The 23,427-nt window shown below is 58.0% G+C and carries 24 protein-coding genes; 11 read left to right on the top strand and 13 right to left on the bottom strand.

Features of this window, described 5'->3' with window-relative positions; translation table 11 throughout:
• Nucleotides 1-207: 207 nt before the first annotated feature.
• The gene (locus tag ACIOYV_RS01555; protein WP_401320237.1) at nt 208-2,127 is read right to left on the bottom strand and encodes a tyrosine-protein phosphatase; all 1,920 of its coding nucleotides are present in this window, start codon (nt 2,125-2,127) and stop codon (nt 208-210) included.
• Between the two features lie 140 nt (nt 2,128-2,267).
• The gene (locus ACIOYV_RS01550) at nt 2,268-3,116 is read right to left on the bottom strand and encodes a LysR family transcriptional regulator (RefSeq protein WP_401320235.1); all 849 of its coding nucleotides are present in this window, start codon (nt 3,114-3,116) and stop codon (nt 2,268-2,270) included.
• Between the two features lie 74 nt (nt 3,117-3,190).
• Here ACIOYV_RS01550 and ACIOYV_RS01545 point away from each other — a divergent pair, with 74 nt between their 5' ends.
• Entirely contained in the window at nt 3,191-4,126 is a 936-nt protein-coding gene (locus ACIOYV_RS01545) for a DMT family transporter (RefSeq protein WP_401320233.1), read from the top strand.
• Here ACIOYV_RS01545 and ACIOYV_RS01540 read toward each other — a convergent pair.
• A complete protein-coding gene (locus tag ACIOYV_RS01540; RefSeq protein ID WP_401320232.1) occupies nt 4,121-4,480 on the bottom strand; it encodes a hypothetical protein in 360 nt (119 codons plus the stop codon). The two genes, ACIOYV_RS01545 and ACIOYV_RS01540, sit on opposite strands and share 6 nt — an antisense overlap.
• Before the next feature lie 197 nt (nt 4,481-4,677).
• On the opposite strand from ACIOYV_RS01540, the gene ACIOYV_RS01535 reads away from it, so the two are divergent.
• Genes ACIOYV_RS01535 through dapF form a run of 3 tightly spaced genes read left to right on the top strand, consistent with a single transcriptional unit; the run spans nt 4,678 to nt 6,438 of the window.
• Entirely contained in the window at nt 4,678-5,058 is a 381-nt protein-coding gene (locus tag ACIOYV_RS01535; protein WP_401320229.1) for a hypothetical protein, read from the top strand.
• A 37-nt stretch (nt 5,059-5,095) separates the two neighbouring features.
• Nucleotides 5,096-5,581, top strand: coding sequence for a GNAT family N-acetyltransferase (locus ACIOYV_RS01530; RefSeq protein ID WP_401320227.1), 486 nt, complete (start codon nt 5,096-5,098; stop codon nt 5,579-5,581).
• Nucleotides 5,582-5,619: 38 nt separating this feature from the next.
• Nucleotides 5,620-6,438, top strand: coding sequence for a diaminopimelate epimerase (gene dapF, locus ACIOYV_RS01525; RefSeq protein ID WP_401320224.1), 819 nt, complete (start codon nt 5,620-5,622; stop codon nt 6,436-6,438).
• 8 nt (nt 6,439-6,446) lie between these two features.
• Here dapF and ACIOYV_RS01520 read toward each other — a convergent pair whose 3' ends face one another.
• Complete coding sequence (locus ACIOYV_RS01520) at nt 6,447-6,881, bottom strand: GNAT family N-acetyltransferase (protein ID WP_401320221.1); 435 nt, start codon at nt 6,879-6,881, stop codon at nt 6,447-6,449.
• A 134-nt stretch (nt 6,882-7,015) separates the two neighbouring features.
• Here ACIOYV_RS01520 and ACIOYV_RS01515 point away from each other — a divergent pair, with 134 nt between their 5' ends.
• The 3 genes from ACIOYV_RS01515 to ACIOYV_RS01505 all read left to right on the top strand — a co-directional run bounded on the left by ACIOYV_RS01515 (nt 7,016) and on the right by ACIOYV_RS01505 (nt 10,541).
• Entirely contained in the window at nt 7,016-8,167 is a 1,152-nt protein-coding gene (locus ACIOYV_RS01515) for a GGDEF domain-containing protein (RefSeq protein ID WP_401320219.1), read from the top strand.
• 64 nt (nt 8,168-8,231) lie between these two features.
• Entirely contained in the window at nt 8,232-8,726 is a 495-nt protein-coding gene (locus tag ACIOYV_RS01510) for a PaaI family thioesterase (RefSeq protein WP_401320218.1), read from the top strand.
• A 105-nt stretch (nt 8,727-8,831) separates the two neighbouring features.
• Nucleotides 8,832-10,541, top strand: coding sequence for an amidase (locus ACIOYV_RS01505; protein WP_401320216.1), 1,710 nt, complete (start codon nt 8,832-8,834; stop codon nt 10,539-10,541).
• Nucleotides 10,542-10,710: 169 nt separating this feature from the next.
• Here ACIOYV_RS01505 and ACIOYV_RS01500 read toward each other — a convergent pair whose 3' ends face one another.
• On the bottom strand, nt 10,711-11,481 hold the full coding sequence (locus ACIOYV_RS01500; RefSeq protein ID WP_401320213.1) for an SDR family oxidoreductase: 771 nt from the start codon (nt 11,479-11,481) through the stop codon (nt 10,711-10,713).
• A 20-nt stretch (nt 11,482-11,501) separates the two neighbouring features.
• Nucleotides 11,502-12,470 (bottom strand): zinc-binding alcohol dehydrogenase family protein, encoded by a 969-nt coding sequence (locus tag ACIOYV_RS01495; protein WP_401320212.1) that lies wholly within the window; start codon nt 12,468-12,470, stop codon nt 11,502-11,504.
• Between the two features lie 162 nt (nt 12,471-12,632).
• On the opposite strand from ACIOYV_RS01495, the gene ACIOYV_RS01490 reads away from it, so the two are divergent.
• From ACIOYV_RS01490 to ACIOYV_RS01475, 4 genes are all read left to right on the top strand, one after another.
• The gene (locus ACIOYV_RS01490; protein ID WP_401320210.1) at nt 12,633-13,262 is read left to right on the top strand and encodes a CGNR zinc finger domain-containing protein; all 630 of its coding nucleotides are present in this window, start codon (nt 12,633-12,635) and stop codon (nt 13,260-13,262) included.
• Nucleotides 13,263-13,502: 240 nt separating this feature from the next.
• The gene (locus ACIOYV_RS01485) at nt 13,503-14,372 is read left to right on the top strand and encodes an alpha/beta fold hydrolase (RefSeq protein ID WP_401320208.1); all 870 of its coding nucleotides are present in this window, start codon (nt 13,503-13,505) and stop codon (nt 14,370-14,372) included.
• A gap of 101 nt (nt 14,373-14,473) precedes the next feature.
• A complete protein-coding gene (locus ACIOYV_RS01480; RefSeq protein WP_054051149.1) occupies nt 14,474-14,674 on the top strand; it encodes a PLD nuclease N-terminal domain-containing protein in 201 nt (66 codons plus the stop codon).
• Between the two features lie 577 nt (nt 14,675-15,251).
• The gene (locus ACIOYV_RS01475; protein ID WP_401320205.1) at nt 15,252-15,542 is read left to right on the top strand and encodes a fructose-bisphosphate aldolase; all 291 of its coding nucleotides are present in this window, start codon (nt 15,252-15,254) and stop codon (nt 15,540-15,542) included.
• Nucleotides 15,543-15,721: 179 nt separating this feature from the next.
• On the opposite strand, the gene ACIOYV_RS01470 is transcribed toward ACIOYV_RS01475, so the two are convergent.
• The 7 genes from ACIOYV_RS01470 to ACIOYV_RS01440 form a co-directional block, all read right to left on the bottom strand.
• The gene (locus ACIOYV_RS01470) at nt 15,722-16,984 is read right to left on the bottom strand and encodes a caspase family protein (protein ID WP_401320204.1); all 1,263 of its coding nucleotides are present in this window, start codon (nt 16,982-16,984) and stop codon (nt 15,722-15,724) included.
• Nucleotides 16,984-17,937 carry a beta-ribofuranosylaminobenzene 5'-phosphate synthase family protein gene (locus ACIOYV_RS01465; protein ID WP_401320201.1) on the bottom strand — a complete coding sequence of 318 codons (954 nt, stop codon included), beginning with the start codon at nt 17,935-17,937 and terminating at the stop codon, nt 16,984-16,986. The genes ACIOYV_RS01470 and ACIOYV_RS01465 overlap by 1 nt, the downstream gene beginning before the upstream one ends.
• 450 nt (nt 17,938-18,387) lie before the next feature.
• Nucleotides 18,388-18,858 carry a GNAT family N-acetyltransferase gene (locus ACIOYV_RS01460; protein ID WP_401320199.1) on the bottom strand — a complete coding sequence of 157 codons (471 nt, stop codon included), beginning with the start codon at nt 18,856-18,858 and terminating at the stop codon, nt 18,388-18,390.
• Between the two features lie 240 nt (nt 18,859-19,098).
• On the bottom strand, nt 19,099-19,545 hold the full coding sequence (locus tag ACIOYV_RS01455; protein WP_401320196.1) for an NUDIX hydrolase: 447 nt from the start codon (nt 19,543-19,545) through the stop codon (nt 19,099-19,101).
• A gap of 77 nt (nt 19,546-19,622) precedes the next feature.
• Entirely contained in the window at nt 19,623-20,171 is a 549-nt protein-coding gene (locus ACIOYV_RS01450; protein WP_028623608.1) for a cupin domain-containing protein, read from the bottom strand.
• Between the two features lie 386 nt (nt 20,172-20,557).
• Nucleotides 20,558-21,844, bottom strand: coding sequence for an FAD-binding oxidoreductase (locus tag ACIOYV_RS01445; protein WP_054051140.1), 1,287 nt, complete (start codon nt 21,842-21,844; stop codon nt 20,558-20,560).
• Nucleotides 21,845-21,894: 50 nt separating this feature from the next.
• Nucleotides 21,895-23,385: an aldehyde dehydrogenase gene (locus ACIOYV_RS01440; protein ID WP_401320194.1), complete on the bottom strand. Its 1,491-nt coding sequence runs from the start codon at nt 23,383-23,385 to the stop codon at nt 21,895-21,897.
• Nucleotides 23,386-23,427: the final 42 nt, after the last annotated feature.

Below are 23,427 nucleotides of genomic sequence, written 5' to 3'. Positions count from 1 at the left end.
ATTGTTTTTGACTGTGCCATCGCCTTCGCGAGCAGGCTCGCTCCCACAGGGGATTGGGGTTGGTCACAAATGCTGCGTCCACTGGAGATCAATGTGGGAGCGGGCTTGCTCGCGAAGGCGTCGTGTCAGTCGACATTGATGCTGGCTGACAGTCCGCCTTCGCGGGCAAGCCTCGCTCCTACAGGGGGGTGGTGTTTGCAGGGCTCATCAGAACAGGTAGCTGGCTTTGAGGCCGCCGCTGAAACCATGGCTGTCGCCGCCGCCACTGGCGCCGACTTCAGCCCCCACGCTCAGGGCACCGAGATTGGCCATGAGGTTGACGCCGCCCGTGAACTGATCGCGGTTGTCGAAGGCGGCGCGCTGTTCGATGTCCAGACCCAACAAATGGCCTTCGCTGTCGACCGTGTGATCGCCCAGCACATGCTCGTAACCCACTTCGACACCCGGCACCAGATTCCACGCGCCCATGCCAATCGGCGCGAACGAGGCCTTGAGATTCGCCACGGCACTGCGGCGGGTAGCCTGGATACCATCGACATCAAGAGCCAGTTCGCTGCCCTTCTCTGTGAAACCCGACAAATCCAGATGGCTGACGCGCACCCCGAGGCTCGGTTCGAGGGTCATCACGCTGAGCGGCAAACGGTAGCCCAGCGCCAGGCTCGCGCCGGAGAGGTTGCCATGGCTGTCGCCCTTGGCCGATCCGAGTCCGCCGCCGAGGTCGCGCTTGCTGTCGTAGTCGAGCCAACCGGCGTTGAGATCGGCATCGACAAACAACCCGCGCTCCAGACCGCCCGGCGCGTAGCGTGCGCCCACGGAGAAAAACGTCAGGTCAGTGTCCGCCTCGCCACCCGCCCCGCCAACGTTGCCACGGCTGTAGCCGAATCCGCCATGGGCGCTGAGTTGTTCGGAGAAGCGCTGGGTCAGGCCGATCATCAAGCCTTGGCTGTGCTCATTGCTGCTGGCGGCATTGGACGAACCGTCGGTGCCCAGATACCCCGCCAGCGCAGTGCTCCACAAACGGTATTGGCCGACTTTGAGGTCCGTGCCGCTGCTGAACGGCGCCGCAGCCTGGTCGATCATCGCGCCCTGACGCAGCAAGTAACTCGCGGCGTCCGCATGCACCTGGCCGCCGACGGTGGATTCGACACCGCCAAGGCTGCCGGCGTCGATGGCCGATTGCAGGTAATAGTTATAGGCGCTGTAAGTGCCGGACAGATTGCTGTTCTGCAATTGCTGCAACAGTTGCGCACCAGCGGCGGCGTTGCCGATCAGGCCTGCCTGGCCCGGCAGGCTGTTGTACTCGACCATTTTGCCGCGCAGCACGTAGAGGGTTTCCTGGGACAAACCCAGCCCTTTCTTTAGGTAGTTGTCCATGCTGCCGTACTGCGCGGTGACCTGATCCAGACCCGCTTGCAAGTAACTGGCCTCGACGCCGAGCAACGGTGCATAGATCGCGGCCATGCTCGCCGGCATCGCCGCCAGCGTCGCTTTCATGCGCGCGGCGGTGTAATCGTTGGTCGCCAGGTAGTTGCTCATGATCGTGGCGTTGTCGACCCCGGCAATACTCAGCAGCACGGCGGCGGTCCAGCCGGTGCGGTCCTTGCCGGCGGTGCAATGGAACAACGCGGCGCCATCGACACTGGCGAGTTCATTGAACAGCCGGGTGAACTGGCCGCGCATCCCCGCGTCGCTGACGAACGCGCGGTTGGTTTGCTGCATCATCGCGATGGCATCGGCGGCGCTCTTGAACGAGACCGTGGTGATGTTCGCGCCGGAGGTGGTGCTGCCAATGATGTCGATGTTCTCGTAGGTCACCCCCGTGAGCATGGTGTCGGGGGTGCCGGCAATTTCGGTCGGTGTGCGAAGGTCATAAACAGCCTTGATCCCCAAGCCGTTCAACGTCGCCAGATCCGCCGCCGACGGCGTCAGCGCATTGGAGCGGTAGAACACGCCGGTGCGCATCGTGCCGTCATTGGCGGTGGAATACGCGGTGGTGGTGCCGGCGAGGTCACGGAAGTTGTCGATGCTGCGCAGGTGCGGCGTATCGAGGGTGGTGGTTTCGGCGGCCTGGGCAGCGGCGATGGACAGGCTCAAAACGGACAGCGAACACAGAAGACGTTGAAACACGGTGCAGCCTCATTCAAATCGCGTTGGGCTGCCCACTATCTGCAATGAAAAAAGACTGAATATGACAAATTGCCGTGGGATGAAAATCCGTGCGCGATTGGTCCACCGGGTGCGTTTTCTGTCCGTAGCGCCGAGGGATGTCAGAGCCGAAAGTGTTGTTGCACGGCTTGGGCGAGCAGGTTCACGGCTTCATCGTCGTGTGAGGATGGCGATCGTACAAACACGATTTCATGCTCCGGTATGACGGGCAATCCGTCGAGGATCTGCATGTTGTCCGTGACCATGGCGCGGTCGATCAGACTGATCGCCAGCCCCGCCTCCACACACGCCTTGATCGCCTGATTGGAGGGACTTTCCAGCACCACCCGCAAGCGTCTGCCGCTGTGCTTGAGCGACTCGATCATGGCTTGTCGATAAGGACATTGCGCCGCATGCACGGCCAGTGGCAACGGGTCCATCGAGGCCACCGTGGTGTGAGTCGGCCCGACCCAGACCGGTGTGGTCAGGACCAGCATTTGCGCACTCGGTTGGCCCTTGGGCTGGGCAATCACCGCAGCCTGAAGCTTGCCGCGCTGAACCAGGTCACGCAGCGCAAAGCTTGGCGCGGTCTTCAACTCAAGCACCACATTGGGCCACGCCGCCGCGAAGGTCGGCAGGATGTCGCGGATCACATGGACCGCGTATTCATCGGGGACGCCCAGCGTAATACGTCCCGCCAAATGAGTGCCGTGCAGGTCGGCAAGCACCCGGTCATGGGTGCTCAGCAGTTCGGTGGTAGACAGCAGCAGCCGCTTGCCCAGTGCGGTCAGGGAAACGGACTGATTATCGCGGTTCAGCAAACGCCCGCCGGCCACCGCTTCAAGCCGCTGGATATGCACGCTCACCGCCGCCGGACTTTTATGCAGCTGCTCGGCCGCCGCACTGAATTTGCCGATCCGCGCCACGGCGTGAAACGTACGGACCAACTCGATATCAAGGATCGCTGTCATGGTTCAGCCTTCGTGAATGACTTCTGCACTTTATTTTGATTTATTAGACTACGCCGGTTTCGTAGCCTGTGGTGATGAACCAGCACACTCCGCTTACCGCTCATCCGCAAGCCACGCCAACCTGGCGCCAGGCGATCCCGTTGCCGTTACTCGAGGCGGCGCTGATTCTCACCTGGAGTTCCGGGTTCGTCGGTGCGCGATTCTCGATTGATTACGCGCCTGCCCTGTTGGTGGTGTTTTGGCGCTGCGTGGTGGTCACGCTGATCCTGCTGCCCTTTGTCGCCAAGTCGTTGCGGCAAACCTCCCTGCCCGTCCTGCTGAAAAACGCCGGCATCGGCCTGCTGGCGATGGCGGGCTATTTGGCCGGCGTCATACAAGGCATCGCCCTCGGCGTGCCGGCGGGTCTGGCCGCGCTATTCGCCGACCTGTTGCCGATGGGCATGGCGCTGCTGGCCGCGCTGGTACTGGGGCAACGATTGGCCTGGCAAGTCTGGGCCGGACTGGTCATCGGCCTGGTCGGCGTGGTCGTGGTGACCCATGGCGCTCTGGCCTGGGGCAACGCGCCTTTGTGGGCGTATGGCCTGCCGCTGCTCGGCATGCTGTCCCTCGCTGTCGCGACACTCTGGCAGAAGCATCTGCCCGCCTCGGAGTCGTTGGATTTGCTGCCCAACCTGTGGCTGCAATGTTTCGTGTCGAGCATCGCATTCGCCATCGTCGAGGGAACCCAAGGCAGCCTGGCGCCGATCCCCAGCACGGGGTTTGCACTGAGCGTGCTGTGGACGGTGGGATTGTCGACCGTGGGCGGATATGGGCTTTACTGGATCTGCCTGCGCCGCGCGACCGCCACCCGAGTTGCCAGCGTTTTGTACCTGAGCCCGCCGGTGACGATGGTTTGGGCGTGGGCGATGTTCAACGAACCGTTGTCGTGGCAGATGGTGTGCGGGATGTTGGTGTCCGGGGTCGGGATCTGGCTGGTGGTACGGGCGGAGGCTCGGCAGAACCCGTCATGACACCTTGGGAAACTTTCCGCACAGGAAATGCCCCTCATAACCGTTAGACATCCCTCCCAGGAACATAAACGGACCGCAAGCATAAAAAGGTGAGGTCAACGACTGCCCCGCATGAAGCTGGCACACCGGCAACTTCAAGGGAATCGGCACAACCACCGCCCAAAGCGTGACACCACACCACGCCCGAGTGGTCAGGTCGCTGTCGGTTTTCTGCTCGGTCAAGGGAACGTGACTTCTTTGCTCTTCGTCGGGTAAAGAAACCACTACCCCGACACAACCATTAAGCAACAGAGACGTGACGGCGACAGCGAAGATTTTCTTTGCATGGAACGGGAGTCGCTTGGTTGGGTTCATCCGTAAATCCAATCGTTGGGCAATGACAATCGACAGACCTTGTCGAACCACGTTGAGACCGAGCGCACGGTCATCAGGGCACAAAATAAAAGCACTTACTCCAAAGTTGCTGCCAGAATCTCCTGACACCTCGTCCGCCCAACATAAACAGTGAACGGCGATTCATGCCTTCGACATCCGTACCCCAGGCCAGCGCAATGATGAAGATTGGCGCAACACGCTACGTGCTATTCGTTTTGCCGCTCGCCGTGTTGTGCGAACCAGCACAGGCATCCACGTGGCAAATCTGCAGGATGGAAGTTCGTGTCACCGAGGTAGTGAAACGCCCGTATCCACAACTACAGGCGCAGATCCTCAAAGCCACCCCCGCTTCGGCCTCGGTCGAATGCCCGGAGGTCGGGACGACGATCACCTTCACCCCGGAAACGACCGACTACCAAGCCACATTGCCACGCCGACAGTGGCCCAAAAAAGGCCAGTCGGTGCGCATTGATTACCGTTATCTGGATGGCATCTGTAAAGGCGATGGCAATGATTACGCGTGTCGTATCAAGCATTACCCGTTGGTTGGTCGCTAACTACTTATCGCAGTAAACAGGCTCTCTCAGGAAAATCATGGACATTCGACTCACGGAAGAAAAAGACTGGAAGCTGTTAAAGCAAGTCCGCCTCGCCGCGCTTTTGGACACGCCAACAGCGTTTGGTGTGAGCTACCAAACCGCCGCCCATTACACTGACGAACAATGGAAAGAACGCGCCTCGTCAGGCAGCGGAACGCAGTTCTGGTTGGCATTCGAAGACAATAAACCGGTAGGCATGATCGGTGCCGCAGTCAGCCAGGCGAATCGCTATAACCTGATCGGCATGTGGGTTGAACCCGCCGCCCGGGGCTCCTCCGTGGCCAATCGACTGGTGGACGCGGTGAAAACCCGCGCGATGAGCAGAGGGTATGATCGGGTTTTCCTGGACGTTTCTCCCGACAATGCCAGGGCCGCGAACTTCTATCTGAGGCATGGCTTCACGTTCATGGATGAATGGGAACCTCTGGAAAGTCATCCGCACATCAGTGTCCAGACAATGTTTTGGGTTGTGCCGGACTGACTTCTATTCACCCCAGGTCTCGTCACGAGGGTTTATCAATGCCGTTGAGCTTTCACAAAATGCACGCCAATGGCGATGACTTCGTTATCGTCGACGCGCGCAACGCGTCCAATCCAGTCACCAGTAGCCTGGCTCGGCGAATGGGCGACCGAAACCGGGGCATCGGCTTCAATCAACTGGCGGTGATACTCGATTGCGATGATGCGGACGCGCGCCTGATCTTCTGGAATGCCGATGGCTCCGCGCTGGACGCGTGTGGCAGCGCCACCCGGGGCGCCGCCGACCGGCTGATGCGTGAGTCCCGTGTGACTTCAATCGTGTTGCGCACCCATCGTGGCTTGCTCACATGCGAACGAACGTCGGCCGGCACCATTTCCGTCAACATGGGAGCGCCGCTTTTCGACTGGCCGGACATTCCCCTGGCGCGGGAAATGGATACCGCTGTTTTGCCACTTGCCGGTGACCCGGCAGCCTGCAGCATGGGTAATCCGCACTGCACTTATTTTGTGGATGACCTGACAATCCTAGACATCGCGACCATCGGCCCCACCCTTGAAACCAACCCTCTGTTTCCCCTCGCAACGAACGTGCATTTCGTCCAGGTCATTGATCGAAAGCACATCCGCTTGCGCATCTGGGAACGCGGAGGTGGCATCCCCCTCGGCTCAGGTTCTTGCTGTTGTGGCGCCGCAGTGAACGGCATTCGTCGTGGTTTGCTGGACAGTACTGTTGCGGTTGAATGTGACGGCGGAATCGTAACGGTTCAATGGGATGGTGCAGGCCCCGTCATTCTCACAGGACCGGTAGAGGCGAGTTTTTCGGGCGTCATTCCGGACAGCCAGTTGCGGTCTTTTTAACAACCCGGTCATGCGTTTTCATCGCCCAACCGGGTAAACGAATACCGATCGATATCGGTCCTGAGCTGCCAGCCCTGGCTATGCCAATACTTGGCCGCTGCTTCGTTGGTCTTGAAAACATCAAGATGACATTTAAGGATTCCGAGCGCTTCAAGACTCGATAGACAGCGCGCCACCAAAGCATTGGCGATGCCTTGCCGCCGATGCTGCGGCAGGACAACCAGATGCTGCAAATACCCTCGGCGGCCATCGTGCCCGCACATGACGCAAGCGCCGATAACGCCCTCCACTTCCGCAACGAAGCTCAGCCCGGGATTGCGCTCCAGATACTTCGCGGTCGATTCTCGAGAATCGGCGTCCCGGAAGGAGACGCCCGGCGTGCGTTTCATCAGGTCGATCACGGCCTCGTAATCGTCCAGGGTCATGACGCGGAGAGTGAACATAGATCGAGCCTTGCTTTGGTCGGCGGCGGGTCTGGCAGACTAGCAGAAGCTTGCCGACAAGCCCTCTGCGAAAAACAGCCCCAAACGCTTACAATCGCCGTCCCACAGCGCAAAAACACAGGCCCGCCAAGGAAATGCCGCTCGACCCGCTCACGATGTTGACAATCTCGGTCGCCCTTGCGGCGGCCGCTGCGCTGTACCTGGCGATCGAATGGCGCAGCATTCGCGAGCCCTCGTTGCTGTTCTGGAGCGCGGGTTTTGCCACGATCACCGTGGGCTCGACCCTCGCTCTGTTGCGCAGCAGCGGTTTTCTGCTGATCGGTATCTGGTTCGCCAACGGCCTGCTGGTGACCGCGCATTTCCTGTTTTTGCTCGGTGTCGCGCGCTTTACGCAGACGCGTCTGTCGCGTGGCTGGGCGCTGATCTTTATCGCGTGGCTGGCCATGCTGCTGGTGCCAGACGGGCCGATCTGGTCGAAAGTCATGCTGCTGGTCAATTCGTTGCTGGTGGCGCTGTCGACGCTCAGGGCCAGTTTCCTTTTGCGCCCCCACGGCAAGTCGTTGAGTGTCGGTGCGGTGCAGCTGCGTTATGTGCTGCTGGCCCACGGGGTGTTCTATGTGGCCAAGGCACTTACGGCGGTGATTCCGGGCACGCTGATCGACCTGGCCGCGCTGCGTGGCGCGATCATTCAGATTTCCCTGGTCGAAGGCGTGATGGCGATCATGTTGATCGCCTTGTCGATGACCGGCACCGAGCGTTATCGGCGGGAGAAACAGATCGCGCACCTGGCTGCCCGCGACCCGTTGACCGCCCTGTACAACCGCCGCGCCCTCGAAGTGCGGGCGCCGCGTCTGCTGGAAGACGTCTCGTCGACTCGCCCCGGCGCCTTACTGCTGATCGACATCGATAACTTCAAACTGGTCAACGACTTGTACGGCCATATCGCTGGCGACCGGCTGCTCATTGCGCTGAGCGAGATGATTCGCGCGGTGCTGCCCGAAGCGTCGCTGGCGGCGCGGCTTGGCGGTGACGAGTTCGTCATCCTGCTGGGTAACACCTCGAACGAACAAGTCGTCAGCCTGGGCAACACACTGCGCGAACAGTTTCAGCAAACTGCCACACAGACCTTCGCCACACCCGAACCGGTAACGCTGAGCATCGGTGCCGACCTGTTCGATCAGCCGCCCGCCAGCCTTGCGGCGCTGATCGAACAAGGCGACGCCGCGCTCTACGCTTCCAAGCGTGGCGGCCGCAACAGCATTCGGCTGGTTGATCGGACGCTTTAATTCCCGAGCGGATTCAGCGTTAGAATCCGCCAACGTCAGGCTTACATTGTTCAGGATGATCGTCATGTCCCCTATCGAAACGTCCCTGCAAGACCTCGCCGCCCCCGAAGGCGTGTGCTACGGCTGCGGCGGCCGCAATCCCCATGGGCTGCACGTCAAGAGTGTGTGGCACGAGGACGGCGTGCATGTCATCGCCGAGCACATCCCGGAGGCCAAATACTGCGGCTGGTCGGACCTGGTCTACGGCGGCCTGATTGCGATGCTGGTCGATTGCCACTCCAACTGGACAGCGATGGCCTATCACTACCGGGCGGAACAGCGTGAGCCGGGCAGCCTGCCGCGCATCGACTGCGTCACCGGCAACCTCGGAATCAAGTTCATCAAACCGACACCCATGGGCGTGACGCTGACCCTGCGGGCGAAAGTCGAGGGCGAAGTCGGACGCAAAACCCGGGTGGTCTGCGAGGTCTTCGCCGGCGAAGTGCTCACCGCGATTGGCGACTCGACTTTCGTGCGCGTGGACACCGGGCAATTGGCGGACGCGGCGCACGGCCGGTGAAGCATTTCACCCATGCCTCGGCTCGCCGCTTGGTGTTAAATAGCGCCCATTCGCGCAACACCGTAAAACGAGAACAATCATGAACAGCCATTTTGAGAGAACAGCATGATCGAGGTCACCGAGGTTTCCATTGCCGAGCTGCGTGCTGCGCTCGAATCGGGCCAGACCACCGCGGTTGAGCTGGTCCAGGCCTACCTCGCGCGCATCGACGCCTACGACGGCCCCGACACGCCTACCGCCCTCAACGCCGTGGTGGTGCGCAACCCCGAAGCGCTGAACGAAGCGCAAGCGTCCGATGCCCGCCGCGCCAAACGCCAGACGCTGGGTCCGCTGGATGGCATTCCCTACACCGCCAAAGACAGCTACCTGGTGAAAGGCCTGACCGCCGCGTCCGGCAGTCCCGCGTTTGCCAACCTGATCGCGTATCGCGACGCCTTCACCATCGAACGCCTGCGCGGCGCCGGGGCGATTTGCCTGGGCAAGACCAACATGCCGCCGATGGCTAACGGCGGGATGCAGCGCGGGGTGTATGGCCGGGCCGAGAGCCCGTACAACGCTGACTACCTCACCGCGCCATTCGCCTCCGGCTCGTCGAACGGCGCCGGCACGGCCACCGCTTCCAGTTTCGCGGCGTTCGGTCTGGCGGAAGAAACCTGGTCCAGCGGTCGCGGCCCGGCATCGAACAACGGCTTGTGCGCCTACACGCCATCGCGCGGAGTAATCTCGGTGCGCGGCAACTGGCCGCTGACCCCGACCATGGACGTGGTGGTGCCGTTTGCCCGAACCATGGCTGACTTGCTCGAAGTGCTTGATGTAGTGGTCGCGGAAGACACCGACACGCGCGGCGATCTGTGGCGTTTGCAACCGTGGGTGCCGATTCCGAGTGTGGCTTCGGTGCGTCCTGAATCCTATGCCGAACTTGCTGCGCAGCCTGATGCACTGGCTGGCAAACGTCTTGGCATTCCGCGTATGTACTTCAATGCTGATCCTGAGGCGGGCACGTCGGAAGCGCCGGGGATTGGTGGCCCGACCGGGCAGCGCATCAACACGCGTGATTCGGTAATCGAGCTTTGGAAACAGGCACGCCAAGCGCTCGAAGCGGCCGGTGCCGAAGTGATCGAAGTTGATTTCCCTCTGGTTTCGAATTGCGAAGGCGATCGCCCTGGCGCGCCGACGGTGTTCAATCGCGGGATCGTTTCCAAAGAGTTCCTGCACCATGAGTTATGGGACCTCACAGCGTGGGCGTTTGATGATTTCCTGCGGGCGAATGGCGATCCGAAATTGAATCGTCTGGTGGATGTCGATGGGCCGCTGATCTTCCCCCACGATCCGGGAACGTTGCCCAATCGTGAGGGCGATCTGGCTGCCGGCATGGATGAATATGTGCGGATGGCCGAGCGCGGGATTACGCCGTGGGATCAGATCTCGACCGTGCCGGACGGACTGCGCGGACTTGAGCAGACGCGCAAGCTCGATCTGGAAGACTGGATGGATCGGCTCGGGCTGGACGCGGTGCTGTTCCCGACGGTTGCGGATGTTGGGCCGGCGGATGCGGATGTGAATCCTGCGTCGGCGGATATCGCGTGGAGCAACGGGATTTGGGTGGCGAATGGCAACCTCGCGATCCGACATTTGGGTGTGCCGACCGTGACGGTGCCGATGGGTGTGATGGCAGATATTGGCATGCCAGTCGGGCTGACATTTGCCGGGCGCGCGTATGACGATTCGACGTTGCTGCGGTTGGCTTCGGCGTTTGAAGCGACCGGCAGCAAACGGCTTATTCCGCCGCGCACGCCAGCACTGTCAAGCCGCTAACGCAAATCTCAAGCAACACAGACACCTTGTGGCGAGGGGGCTTGCCCCCGTTGGGTCGCGCAGCGGCCCCAAAAACTGCAACCGCGGTGTTTCAGTTTTGCGACTGCTTCGCAGCCGAACGGGGGCAAGCCCCCTCGCCACAGGTTTGTGTTCATGGAGGAGATTGCAGTTAAACCGCTTTCACCTCCCCACCATCCATCCGCAACGCCGACCCCGTCATCCACCTCGCCCCCGGCGACACCAAAAACGCCATCAACTCGGCAATCTCCTCCGGCTCACCAAACCGGCCAATCCCCGCCTCTTGCGGAAATTTCAACATAGCCTCCTCCACCGACAACCCATGCGCTGGCGCCCACTTCTCCAGATACGAACGCCGCCGCCCGGTCATCACCGGCCCCGGCAACACGCTGTTCACCTGCACCTCATCCTGCGTACCACGATCCGCGAACGCCTTCGCCAGCGCCACAATCGCTGAATTGATCGTGGCCACCGCCGCATACGGTGCCTTGGGCGTCACCGCCGAATTGCCGGACATCAACACCACCGCGCCCTTAGTCGCCTTCAACGCCGGCCACGCCGCCAGCGTCATCCGCCGCGCGCCGTGCAATTTCAGCTCGGTGCCGTCATGCCATTGCTGGTCGGTCATGTCGAACAAATCGATCTGCGGCACCGCGCCGGCAATATTGAGCAAGGCATCAATCCGGCCAAACGCCGCCAGCGTCTGATCCACCACTTGCGCGGGGATCTTAGGGTCGGCGACGTCGCCTTCAACGATCAGGCATTGCGCGCCAGCCTCACGGACTGCTTGCGCCGTCGCTTCAAGGTTCGGCCGATTTCTGGCGACAAGCACCAGCGCATCAAAATCCCGCGCCAGACGAATCGCCGTCGAGCGGCCGATGCCCTGGCTGGCACCGGTCACAATCGCTACTGAGTTGATCATCGTATTCTCCCGGGCCTGATTCATGCGTGCACCACAACCATTTTTCCGCCTGCCTCGTTGGCTTCCATCACGCGATGGGCTTCGTGGATTTCGTCAAACCTGAAGATCCGCGACGGCGTGACATCCAATCGCCCCGCCGCCACGTCTTCGGCGATGGCCTGCAACGGCACGTCCGACAGTGGGAAACCCGGCGTCCCGAACACAAAACTGCCGAAGAAAGTCAGGTAAACGCCGCTGGCCATTTGCAGCAAGGGATTGAACTCAGGGATAGGAGCGAGTCCGCCCAACCAACCCGCCAGGCAGACCTTGCCGCCCCGGCGCACCATCGACAGCGAATCCAGGATGGTGCTGTTGCCGACCAGATCGAGCACGGCGTCGAATTGCCCGGTGATTCGCTTGGACAGCTCCGGTCCTTCCTGCTCGACACCGGCAACACCCAGTGCCTCAAGCATGGCGAAGCGTTCGGTGCTTCTAGATGTCGCGACAACTTGCGCACCGGCGTTCACCGCCAGTTTCACCGCAGCCTGACCAAACGAAGACGTAGCCCCGCGAATCAACAACCGTTGCCCTTTGACCAGCTCAAGATTGCGAAACAGACAAGTCCACGCCGTGGCATAGGTTTCCGGAATCGCCGCAAGTTCAGCCCAAGGCAAATCCGCCTCGATCAGCGCCACATTCGACACCGGCGCCCGGGTGAACTGCGCGTAGCTGCCATTGATGGTCCGGCCCAACCCGCCCATCAGCGCCGCGACTTTGGCCCCCACCGCAAACTCGCCACCGGGGCACGACTTCACCAGCCCCACGCACTCAATGCCCGACACCGGCGCCGCCTCGGCCCACTCGCCACGACGCATGTGCATCTCCGCGTGGTTGATGCCGAAGGCCTTGATCTCAATCACCACATGACCCGGCATCGCTTCGGGCTCAGGAATGTCTCTGTAAACCAAACTGTCGAGGCCGCCGAATTTCTCAAGAACGATCGCTTTCATGACGTCTATCCCAGGGTTGATTGTTTTTGGGGTCGCTTCGGCGGCGCATCTACATAACCGCACTGAAGATGATTAAGAGGTTACGTAGCGATCAGTAACTTGTCAAACACATTTTGAGTGGTTACGCTGACCCACATCAATCACGGCTTTGGTGGACACCTCATGAGCAGCACACCTCGCGGTCCGGCCATCTTCGTCGCCGACGCCCCCGCCCTGGACTTCCTGAACTCGATCGCGACACCCATCGATGAACCGGTCGACTGGATCGACGATGGCGCGGGTTGGCTGGACTGGCTGAAACAATCTGGCTGGGTCGAAGACGCCGTGCTGGAACGCCTCCAGGCCCAGGCGATGCCCGGCGAACTGGAAAACGTCGCGGCCCAGGCACGCTCGCTGCGGGAATGGTTTCGCGGCTTCGTCCTGAAATACAAAGGCAAACCGCTGGACGCCTCGGTGCTGACCGAGCTGGACGCCCTGAATCGCCTGCTCGAACGCGACGAGAAATACACGCAAATCACCCTGCAAACCGGCGACACACCGACCCTCGCCGCGCAACTGCAACGCCGCTGGCGCAGCCCGGATTCCCTGCTGCTGCCGCTGGGCGACGTGCTCGCGCAATTCGTCAGCACCGAAGATTTTTCCAACGTGAAATGCTGCGAAGGCCACGCCTGCACCCTGATGTTCGTCGACCACACCCGAGGCCGAAAACGCCGCTGGTGCAGCATGGCCGTGTGCGGCAACCGAGCCAAAGCCGCCGCCCACCGCGAACGCCAGAAAAACCTGAACGCCTAAATCTCAAGATCCTATACAGAACCCTGTGGGAGCGAGCTTGCTCGCGATAGCGGTATATCAGGCGACACCCATGTCGCCTGACACGCCCTCATCGCGAGCAAGCTCGCTCCCACAGGTTTTTTGTGCCCGCCACAAAAAACAGTAACCTGCAAAAATTACTTTGACAGGTTACACAACCCATGCAACAGTCTTTCTCGAAACCGCCTAAACCCCATCCAACAGGTTACGAGGTCCGTCATCATGAACATCCCAACCATCACCTACCAATTCGCCAACGCCGACGGCATCAACGTCTTCTACCGTGAAGCCGGCGACCCTACCCAGCCAACCCTGCTCCTGCTCCACGGCTTCCCCAGTTCATCCCACCAGTTCCGTCAACTCATCCCGCTGCTGTCGCAACACTTCCACATCATCGCCCCCGACCTGCCCGGCTTCGGCTTTACCGAAGTGCCCGCCGCGCGCGAATACGTCTACAGCTTCGACGCCCTCGCCCAAACCCTCGAACACTTCGTCGACACCCTGGGCCTAAAACGCTACGCCATGTTCGTCTTCGACTACGGCGCCCCCACCGGTCTGCGCCTCGCGGTCAAACACCCGGAACGCATGACCGCCCTCATCTCACAAAACGGCAACGCCTACCTCGAAGGCCTCGGCGACGCCTGGGCCCCGATCAAAACCTACTGGGCCGACCCGAACGCCACCAACCGCCAAGCCATCGCCGACGCCGTCCTGCACCTGGAAGGCACCCGCTGGCAGTACGAACATGGCGTCAGCCACCCTGAACTCATCGCCCCCGAGTCCTACACCCTCGACGCCCTGCTGCTGGAACGGCCCGGCAACAAAGACATCCAACTCGACCTGTTCCTCGACTACGCCAACAACCTCAAACGCTACCCCGACTTCCAACGCTTCTTCCGCGAAACCCAACTGCCGACCCTCGCGATCTGGGGCAAACACGACCCATTCTTCATCCCGCCAGGCGCAGAAGCGTTCAAGCGTGACAATCCGAATGCAGTGGTGGAATTGTTGGATACCGGGCACTTCGCGATGGAAACCCACGTGGAATACATCGCCCAGCGAATCATTGAAGTGATCCGCAGCGCCGTGTAATGACGACAGCAGGCGGATGCAAGGCTGTATCCGCCTGACAAAAAGAAATGAACCCTCACCAACACCGCCCGCCTAATGAAATGACTTTCAGGAGGTGGCTAATGCAAATCGAATACGTCTGGATCGCACTCGCGGCAGTACTGGTGGTGATTGAATTGTGGGCGATCAACAAAGTGATCAAGAGCGGCAGCAAGATCGACAACAAAGGCGTGTGGATCGTCGTCATCGTCTTCGTGCCGCTGATCGGCCTCATCGCCTGGGCACTGGCCGGGCCGAAACACAGCACCCATAGCGCGCAATAGCCAACGGGCCAAAGCGAACTCGACTTCTGTGGCGAGGGGGCTTCCTGTGGCGAGGGGGCTTGCCCCCGTTGGGCTGCGAAGCAGCCCCAAAAAACCCCAAAAGACTCGACGTTCCCGGTCTGAAAACCACGTAGGAAAACACCCTTTGTGGCGAGGGAGCTTGCTCCCGCTGGGATGCGAAGCAGCCCTAATCTGCTGCCACCTATTTCCTAAGACATTTCCGAAGGCCCGGCCCGTAAGGGTTTCGTGGCTGAACGTAGCAAATCCCCTTCGCCTCAATGACCTAAAAGCCGTCCTACACCCCGGTTGCGAGCACCAAAGTCGACACCTATATTCGACCCGTCGCCACAGCAATTGGCGATAGGGTTTCGCAGCCCTTAAAGTTGACACCAAAGTACCGTCAGGCATGATGCAGCCGGCTCTGGCCGCGTCATGTTTCATGGCGGTTGTGCGTGGGAGACCTTCGGGTCTGCCGGGTCTTGGTGTAAATCCTCCGGTCTGCGAACCCACGCACAACTGCCACCCATTTGTTTCGCAGCAAAGAGGTGGTAAATCTTCTTTTATTAGGATTTACACCATGACTACTCAAAACCCGCCACGCCGCTTCACCCCCATGTCCCAATTCGCCACCGACTACCCCGTCCTCCTCATCGACAACGACGCCCCCATCCGCGAACTCCACAACTGCGTCAGCGAACGCCTCAACGCCGTCCTCAAATACCTCAACCTCATGGCCTGCACCAGCCTGCCGGACTACGCCGAAAACGACATCAACACCGTCACCAACATCGCCTTGATCCTGATCCGGGATGTGCATGATGTTTTTCGGGTAATTGAGCAGCGGGGGTTTGATACGCCTAAGGGATAGTGACAAAATTTTACTTGTAAAAAAGCCCGTATTCGTACGGGCTTTTACTACTTGTTCATAACTAGCTTTAAAAGTGAATGCGACTGGCAGTAAGCGGTTGCTAAACTTCAATAGCGAAAATTAGTTTTCATCAAAAACATAATTTTTTCTATTCCGGCGCGAATGAAATATTCAGACATCTATTTGATCAGAGCTCGCACCTTAGAGAAACATGCCTCTATATCACCCTCATTGATAATTAACTCTATATTTTTCAGCTGAACCATATCCGCGATCCCCCAAGAAAACTCCTTCAAATCCTTCTTGATAAACTCCTCGTAATTTGGACCATATCGCCCAGAGGAGTGTTGAATCCTTTTATATCTCACTCCGGCATTTGCAAAAATAAAGATGGGAATGACATCCCACCCCTGCGCCATGAGAGTCTTAACTTCCTCGACCCTACGCGCGCCGCATACAACTATTTTCCCACCAACGATATTCGACTGAATTAAATCTTTAGCAATGGCGTCTTCATTCCCACCGCTCCAAACCTCATGCTCCATAAAGTCAAGCATTGATCCCCTGTAATCTTTATGCTCATTAAATCTTTTCCATGCGTAAGAACTCATCTCTGCATGAATATAACCATGCTCTTTTGCAAGAAATTGACCTATTGTTGTTTTGCCCGCGTTACTAGGCCCCAATACAAGTATCATCTCCTTTTTTTGAATATCTACATCATGATTTAGTCCTGAGAACACGTCATAAATCGCCTTCTCCAGTGGCGCAACCGCAGTATAAGGCGTCTGCTTACCAAGTTTGTGCTGCCCGCATACAACGCTCAACGCTTGTATTAAAAGCCTGTTAAATGAAAACGGGGTAAACGGAACGTCTTTTTTATTTAAAAGCTCAGAAAACGCGGTTGTGAAAATTCCACCATTAAGAATCGCAAGCTCTTTAGCTGTTTCACCAGGACTACAGCTAAAGTAAGTTACTACTCCGTGGCGCCTGGAAATTTCAGCAGTTCTCTCACCGAAAATATCAACTCCACGGTGAATATCTGTACGGCATGCATCAATAATCAGCACTACGTTGCCCGCACCAGACTTCTTAAAGCAATCAATAATATTATCGGTACTAATTGCTGTATCTAACTTATCGAGATTGGTATCTTTCGCAGTTATATAATCTTTTCCATCTAAAGAAAAACCATGCCCGGCAAAAAAGAAAATGACAACATCGTCCCTGTCATAACCGAGAGCCTTAATTTTAGTCAGCTCATTATTTATCAACCATGCCGTAGGAGTGGTATTTTCGTCATTAACTAGAACGCCAGTCATGCCAGAGTATCTTGCAGAAAACGACTGCTTTATATTTTTGGAATCATTTACGCACCCTCCAAGAGTTCGAAAATTATCATATTCATTTATACCAATCGACAGCACATGTACTTTTTTCATTATTTTATATCTCCCAATATTTTTGAGACGCGGCAGTGCATAGGTTCAAATGAGTATTCACCTATAATCTTCATCACCAAGTCAGGATTCTGCGTCAAACAAAACATAGTTGATCCCATACTGCTTAAGCAGAGCGCAGTTGCTAATTGTCGGGAATCCCAAAACTTTTTGAAGTGTAATGTCTTAGCGCCCTGATGATCCCATTCAATTGCTTTCAACCCAAGCGACTGGATGCTTCTTAAAGCGACTTGCACACCATCTTCATCACTAGATATCAGTGATGGGACTAGTAACCCAGAGACCACTGCCAGCAACTTTTTTGTATCATCGTGAGAGGTAGGGCAATATTTATTAAATAACGAAATTTCCTCACTACCATAAATCCCCTTTTCTTCAAACCGAAAATGACAAACATAAAACCGTGGCAGATCGATAGTTAAAACCAAATCAGGAGGGACCGCATTAGAGGAAGAAGATGGAGCAAACGAAGCCTTTTGTTCAGGATATTTCCGGCCAGCATCCCATAAAAATCCTCCTTTTTGTGACGCCCAGTAACCAACTCCAGATGTACTACCGCGACCCGATAATTGCGCCACTTCCCAAGAAGATAAGTTCAATCCAAAAAGCTGATTTACAGCACTTCCAAACCCCATTAACAGTGACGTCTTAGATCCGAGGCCAATGTGGTTTTCTATTCGCCCTGAAATACTATAAAAAAAATCTGGCAAGTCGAATGCTTTTTTCATCTGGAAATATAGTGATTCAAGCGCACATGACATTTCCGGCTCGAGGTTATCTGACGAATTCTCTAATAACTCCCTATATACGCAAACCTTCCAGCCTGGAGAGTCAATAGCAAAACCAATGCTGCCATCTATTCGCCCTAAGTAACCACTTTCGTTGAGCAAAGCTATATGAATTCTAGCCCTTGTTTGTATTGTAATATTATTCATAAAGTCCCCCCCCCAAAACAAAATAAAACAAGCAAATGTTATGACATAGACAAACCACCCTGCTATTCGTCAGTTGCGACACTTGCTAGAGCAACCAAAGACAAACAAGCCAGAAGATTATTTATTCGAATAGATCCCAGCGTTGTTTTTCCCCATATCTCGTCCCTGATGAGGTGATTTCGAACAGCATAAGCTGATCCAAACCCAAAATGCCATCATTGTTGACCGATCTTTCACTCGGCGGTCTCAGGACCCAACAGAGCTTCACCCGTTATCGAGAATGCATCCATCCTCCATTTTGAAGCGAGTAAATGTCTGGGTCTGCATTGGTAAATGTGATCGCCGGATGGCAGCAGTCGCTTGGGTCATTGGAGCGCCAAATATGTTGAACCAGCAGCGATGACTCTGTGAACTAGCAGATAGGATTGATGTACTTCCCTTTCCCACTTTTCAAATCAAAAGCCCTTTCACCATCGGTACACAAGCCAACTGAAGCCCGGAAGGTGAATGGTAAATAGCAGGTTCCTCGCCGACATAACCGCACCGCCGGTAAAAGTCAGACGCGTTCAACGTAGCGTCCAGATTGACTTCCTTCAGCCCCAAGCCCCTCGCCAGACCTTCTAGGTGAGTGACGATTTTCAAACCGATACCTCGTTGCATGAAACCCGGCAGCACAAAGATCGCACCAATTTCACTGTTCTCCAGATCCAGCATCCCCGTAGCCACCGGCTCACCTTCAATACAGCCCAGATAAAAGTACTTCTCCATCAGGACGTCATACCCATCCTTAGCAGCCCCTGCCGTCCAGGCGAGCATTTGCTCCTTGGTATAGGCACCAATGCATTGATGCCGTATCGCTTGAAGGCGTATCTCGAACGCGGTTTGGGCATCGCTCGGTTTAGCACGTCTAATCTCAAACATTTCTTTCTCCGTAAACCATCCATAGACGAAGAACTAAAAAGCCCCGTCCATTTCTGGCGGGGCTTTGGGTAACTGCGTCAAATCTTATGAACGCGTGACCTCATGGCCCGCCGGTAGCGGTCATGGAGGAGCACATCATGTTCATTTGGCGTGTGTAAGTCATGGGTCGATAGTGTTGGGGATGATCCGGGTTGTCAATTTTGGGGGCGAAATAAATGCGCTCCCTTTCCCTAATGAGCTTCAGTCCAGCAATGCAATTTTCTTCAATAAATCGTAAAGACCTTCAGGCACCAACGGCGATTCGTTCGTAAAGCTCGCTGACGAATGCCACGCAGCAGTAAACGCAGCACCATTGCTCTCTTGAGCATTCAAGTACGGCAATTCATAAACCGCTGAATCCACAAACCTCGCATCGTAAACCCGCACAATCTCGTGCCCAGGCTTACCGGCATACGTAAAGAGGCTTTCAAGCGTACCAATCAAACGCACATCGGTGATCGGCAATCCGAGTTCTTCCTGGACCTCTCGCACAACGGCCTCGGCGCTGGTTTCGCCAAAGTCGATTCCTCCGCCGATCGGCCGGAAGAAGGTTTGTTGGGTGACGGGGTCGGTGAATTCGTTGACCAGGATCTTTCCATCGTGATGAAAGACACAGAGCGCTAGTGCGCGGATTCGTTGGGTAGTCATGCGGTAAATCCATTTACTTTGAAGGATGCCTGCAGCAACGAACGACCGTTGCTACAGGTCAGTGTGCATTTTTGATATCAGAAGTTAGCCGGGGTGTTGGCGCTGATGATTTCTGCCTCATCCTGGCCAATATTCCGAAACCGATGCGGCAGTGTCGTCGGGAAGTAGTACCCATCCCCGGCGTTCAGCACACTAATCTGCCCATCAACGGTGAGTTCAACCGTCCCACGCGTCACCAACCCACACTCCTCGCCTTCCGAGTGCACGATAGGCTCTTCACCCGAACTCGCCCCAGGCGCGTATTGCTCGCGCAGCAAGCGCATTTGCCGGCTCGGCACGGAAGCGCCGATCAGCAGCAATCGCAGGCCATGACGGCCGAGGTCTGGCTGTTCGTTGGCGCGGAATACGTATTGATGCTCACGCGGTGGCTGGTCGAAGGTGAAGAAGTCCGCCAGGGACATGGGGATGCCTTCGAGCAGTTTTTTGAGGGAGCTGACGGAGGGGCTGACGCGATTTTGTTCGATCAGGGAGATGGTGGCATTGGTGACGCCGCTACGCCGGGCCAGCTCGCGCTGGGACAGTTTGTAGCTTTCGCGTACTAATTTGAGTCGTGAGCCCGTGTCCATGACAGCCTTATGTGTGAACTACTTAAGGGGTTATGGGGGTGGATGGCGGGCGACTTTTGGCCGCGAGGAACACCGCTTCCCTGTCCCAGAAACGTGAAAGGCGGGTATTAAATCACGTTTGTTCGTGTTGCTCAGCAGGTTCGATGGGTGGTGGGTAAAAAGCCCAAAACGAGGACGCTTCGCGACCCTGCGGGAGCAAGCTCCCTCGCCACAAGGATGGTGTTGGTTTTGATGCTGTGGCGAGGGGGCTTGCCCCCGTTCGGCTGCGAAGCGGTCGTAAACCATTGCCCCCGGTGTAACTGTTACACCGCGGTGGTCGGGTTTGGGTCGCTTCGCGGCCCAACGGGGGCGAGCCCCTCGCCACAGGTGCCCGTTCACACAGGGATTTAGATACCGAACCGGTCGCGCAACGAGTAGTACGCGGCGCCCATGGCGGTGAGTGGCGCCGAGAAGGTGCGGCCGCCGAGCATGGGCATGTGCGGCAGCGAGGCGAAGGCGTCGAAGCGTTCGGCGTCGCCGCGGATCATTTCGGAGATGAGTTTGCCGGCCAGGTGTGAGCAGGTGACGCCGTGGCCGCTGTAGCCTTGCATGTAGTAGGCGTTTTTCTCGATGCGGCCGAATTGCGGCATGCGGGACATGGTCAGCAGGAAGTTGCCGGTCCAGCGGTAGTCGATTTTCACGTCCTTCAGTTGCGGGAAGGTCTTGAGGATTTTCGGCTTGATCAGTTGCTCGATGTCGTCCGGCTCACGGGCGCCGTAGACCACGCCGCCGCCGTACAGCAAGCGGTTATCGGCAGTGAGGCGGTAGTAGTCGAGCAGGTAGTTGCAGTCTTCGACGCAGTAGTTGTTTTTGATCAGGCTGCGCGCGACCTGTTCGGACAACGGTTCGGTGACGACGATTTGCGAGCCGCAGGGCATGCTTTTGCGCGTAACACGGTTGTCGAGGTCTTGCGGCAGGTAGGCGTTGCCGGCGATCAGCAGGTATTTGGCGCGGACCACGCCTTTGGCGGTGCGCACGGTGATCGGTTCGCCGTAGGTGATTTCCACCGCCGCCGATTGTTCGTAGATTTTGCCGCCCAGGCCGATGATCGCCGAGGCTTCGCCGAGAGCCAGGTTCAGCGGGTGGATGTGGCCGCCCTGCATGTCCAGCAGGCCGCCGACGTAGTTGTCGCAACCGACTTCGCGCCGGATGTCCGCCGCGTCGAGCATTTTCAGGTTTTTGTTGCCGTAGCGTTCCCAGCTGCTTTTCTGCTCGGCCAGGCCTTTGAGTTGCTTTTTGTTCAGCGCAGCGAAGATGCCGCCGGGCTTGTAGTCGCACTGGATGTCGTAGTGCTGGATGCGCGAACGGATGATGTCGGCGCCTTCGAAGATCATGCTGCCGAGGACTTCAGCGGTTTTGTCGCCGTAGCGTTCTTCGATGACATCGACGTCGCGGCTGTAGGAGTTGACCAGTTGGCCGCCGTTGCGACCGCTGGCGCCGAACCCGACTTTGGCAGCTTCGAGCACGGTCACGCTGTAGCCCGCTTCGCAGAGGAACAACGCCGAGGACAAACCGGTGTAGCCGGCGCCGATGACGCAGACGTCGCAGTCCACCGCTTGTTCCAGCACCGGGAATTCGCCGGTGAAATTGCGGGTGGCGGCGTAGTAGCTGTTTACATGTGTTGTTGGTTTCATAGGTTTCTCCGATGGCCGCAGGCTGGCCTGCGACCGCCGCTGTAAAGGTCTTAGAGCTTGATCCAGGTCGCTTTGAGTTCGGTGTATTTGTCGAACGCATGCAGCGATTTGTCCCGACCATTACCCGACTGCTTGAACCCGCCGAACGGCGCGGTCATGTCGCCGCCGTCGTACTGGTTGACCCAGACGCTGCCGGCGCGCAAGCCACGGGCGAAGGTATGGGCCTTGCTCAGGTTGCTGGTCCACACGCCAGCGGCCAGGCCGAAGATGCTGTCGTTGGCGATGGCCAGCGCTTCTTCCTCAGTGTCGAAGGTGATCAGCGACAGCACCGGGCCGAAGATTTCTTCCTGGGCGATGGTCATGGCGTTGGTCACGCCGTCGAAAACCGCTGGCTCCACGTACAGGCCACCGGTGCTTTCGAGGGTGCGGCTGCCGCCCGCGATCAATTGCGCGCCCTGGTCTTTGCCGACCTGGATATAGCGCAACACGTTGTCCAGTTGACGCTGATCGACGACCGCGCCGACGGTGGTGTCCGGATCGAGGGCGTGCCCCGGTTTCCAGGCGTGCAGCGCTTCCACCAGCAGCGGAATGAACTGCTCGCGAATCGAGCGCTCCACCAGCAACCGCGAACCGGCGGTGCAGACTTCGCCCTGATTGAAGGCAATCGCCCCCGCCGCCGCTTGTGCTGCCGCGCGCAAATCCGGCGCGTCGGCGAACACCACGTTTGGACTCTTCCCCCCAGCTTCGAGCCAAACGCGTTTCATGTTGCTTTGCCCGGCGTAGATCAGCAGTTGCTTGGCAATCGCGGTGGAGCCGGTGAAGGCCAGCACGTCGACGTCCATGTGCAACGCCAGCGCCTTGCCGACGGTGTGACCGTAGCCCGGCAGCACGTTGAACACTCCTTTCGGGATGCCCGCCTCCAACGCCAGTTGCGCGATGCGGATCGCGGTCAGTGGCGATTTTTCCGAAGGCTTGAGGATGAACGAGTTGCCGGCAGCCAGGGCCGGGGCGAACTTCCAGCTGGCCATGATCAACGGGAAGTTCCACGGCACGATGGCGGCGACCACGCCCGTTGGTTCACGGGTGATGAGGCCGAGTTGATCGTGGGGCGTGGCGGCGACTTCGTCGTAGATCTTGTCAATGGCTTCGGCGCTCCAGCGGATCGCGTTGGCGGTCGCCGGGATGTCGATGCTCATGGAATCGCTGATCGGCTTGCCCATGTCGAGGGTTTCGAGCAGGGCCAATTCTTCCTGGTTCGCCAGGATCAGATCCGCGAAACGGATGAGGATGCGTTTGCGCTCGGCGGGCGCCTGTTTGGCCCAGATGCCGGACTCGAAGGTCTGGCGCGCGACGGCGACTGCCGCGTTGGCATCGGCTTCGTCGGTGCTGGCGACGTTGGCCAGGAAACGGCCGTCAACCGGGCTGATGCATTCGAAGGTATCGCCGCTGAGTGCTGCGCGATATTGACCGTCGATGAATGCGCGGCCTTCGATGGATAAGGACTGGAAGCGTTGTTCCCAGTCGCTGCGAGTGTTTGTCATTGTTGTGACTCGACGCAGAGGAATAAGTGATCGTTGAACGGT

The sequence above is a fragment of the Pseudomonas sp. NPDC087342 genome (genome assembly GCF_044744265.1).
Lineage (GTDB): Bacteria > Pseudomonadota > Gammaproteobacteria > Pseudomonadales > Pseudomonadaceae > Aquipseudomonas > Aquipseudomonas nunensis.
Note: the sequence above shows the minus strand (reverse complement) of the source record. Positions and strands in the feature narration are given on the sequence as shown.

What these genes read in the sequence shown, in the direction of transcription:
- ACIOYV_RS01470 (WP_401320204.1), bottom strand. Translation starts at nt 16,984, where the DNA reads ATGAAAAAAGTACATGTGCTGTCGATTGGTATAAATGAATATGATAAT.
- ACIOYV_RS01520 (WP_401320221.1), bottom strand. Translation starts at nt 6,881, where the DNA reads ATGTTCACTCTCCGCGTCATGACCCTGGACGATTACGAGGCCGTGATC.
- ACIOYV_RS01465 (WP_401320201.1), bottom strand. Translation starts at nt 17,937, where the DNA reads ATGAATAATATTACAATACAAACAAGGGCTAGAATTCATATAGCTTTG.
- ACIOYV_RS01455 (WP_401320196.1), bottom strand. Translation starts at nt 19,545, where the DNA reads ATGACTACCCAACGAATCCGCGCACTAGCGCTCTGTGTCTTTCATCAC.
- ACIOYV_RS01540 (WP_401320232.1), bottom strand. Translation starts at nt 4,480, where the DNA reads ATGAACCCAACCAAGCGACTCCCGTTCCATGCAAAGAAAATCTTCGCT.
- ACIOYV_RS01550 (WP_401320235.1), bottom strand. Translation starts at nt 3,116, where the DNA reads ATGACAGCGATCCTTGATATCGAGTTGGTCCGTACGTTTCACGCCGTG.
- ACIOYV_RS01450 (WP_028623608.1), bottom strand. Translation starts at nt 20,171, where the DNA reads ATGGACACGGGCTCACGACTCAAATTAGTACGCGAAAGCTACAAACTG.
- ACIOYV_RS01545 (WP_401320233.1), top strand. Translation starts at nt 3,191, where the DNA reads ATGAACCAGCACACTCCGCTTACCGCTCATCCGCAAGCCACGCCAACC.
- ACIOYV_RS01535 (WP_401320229.1), top strand. Translation starts at nt 4,678, where the DNA reads ATGATGAAGATTGGCGCAACACGCTACGTGCTATTCGTTTTGCCGCTC.
- ACIOYV_RS01460 (WP_401320199.1), bottom strand. Translation starts at nt 18,858, where the DNA reads ATGTTTGAGATTAGACGTGCTAAACCGAGCGATGCCCAAACCGCGTTC.
- ACIOYV_RS01440 (WP_401320194.1), bottom strand. Translation starts at nt 23,385, where the DNA reads ATGACAAACACTCGCAGCGACTGGGAACAACGCTTCCAGTCCTTATCC.
- dapF (WP_401320224.1), top strand. Translation starts at nt 5,620, where the DNA reads ATGCCGTTGAGCTTTCACAAAATGCACGCCAATGGCGATGACTTCGTT.
- ACIOYV_RS01475 (WP_401320205.1), top strand. Translation starts at nt 15,252, where the DNA reads ATGACTACTCAAAACCCGCCACGCCGCTTCACCCCCATGTCCCAATTC.
- ACIOYV_RS01500 (WP_401320213.1), bottom strand. Translation starts at nt 11,481, where the DNA reads ATGATCAACTCAGTAGCGATTGTGACCGGTGCCAGCCAGGGCATCGGC.
- ACIOYV_RS01510 (WP_401320218.1), top strand. Translation starts at nt 8,232, where the DNA reads ATGTCCCCTATCGAAACGTCCCTGCAAGACCTCGCCGCCCCCGAAGGC.
- ACIOYV_RS01480 (WP_054051149.1), top strand. Translation starts at nt 14,474, where the DNA reads ATGCAAATCGAATACGTCTGGATCGCACTCGCGGCAGTACTGGTGGTG.
- ACIOYV_RS01515 (WP_401320219.1), top strand. Translation starts at nt 7,016, where the DNA reads ATGCCGCTCGACCCGCTCACGATGTTGACAATCTCGGTCGCCCTTGCG.
- ACIOYV_RS01505 (WP_401320216.1), top strand. Translation starts at nt 8,832, where the DNA reads ATGATCGAGGTCACCGAGGTTTCCATTGCCGAGCTGCGTGCTGCGCTC.
- ACIOYV_RS01445 (WP_054051140.1), bottom strand. Translation starts at nt 21,844, where the DNA reads ATGAAACCAACAACACATGTAAACAGCTACTACGCCGCCACCCGCAAT.
- ACIOYV_RS01490 (WP_401320210.1), top strand. Translation starts at nt 12,633, where the DNA reads ATGAGCAGCACACCTCGCGGTCCGGCCATCTTCGTCGCCGACGCCCCC.
- ACIOYV_RS01495 (WP_401320212.1), bottom strand. Translation starts at nt 12,470, where the DNA reads ATGAAAGCGATCGTTCTTGAGAAATTCGGCGGCCTCGACAGTTTGGTT.
- ACIOYV_RS01530 (WP_401320227.1), top strand. Translation starts at nt 5,096, where the DNA reads ATGGACATTCGACTCACGGAAGAAAAAGACTGGAAGCTGTTAAAGCAA.
- ACIOYV_RS01485 (WP_401320208.1), top strand. Translation starts at nt 13,503, where the DNA reads ATGAACATCCCAACCATCACCTACCAATTCGCCAACGCCGACGGCATC.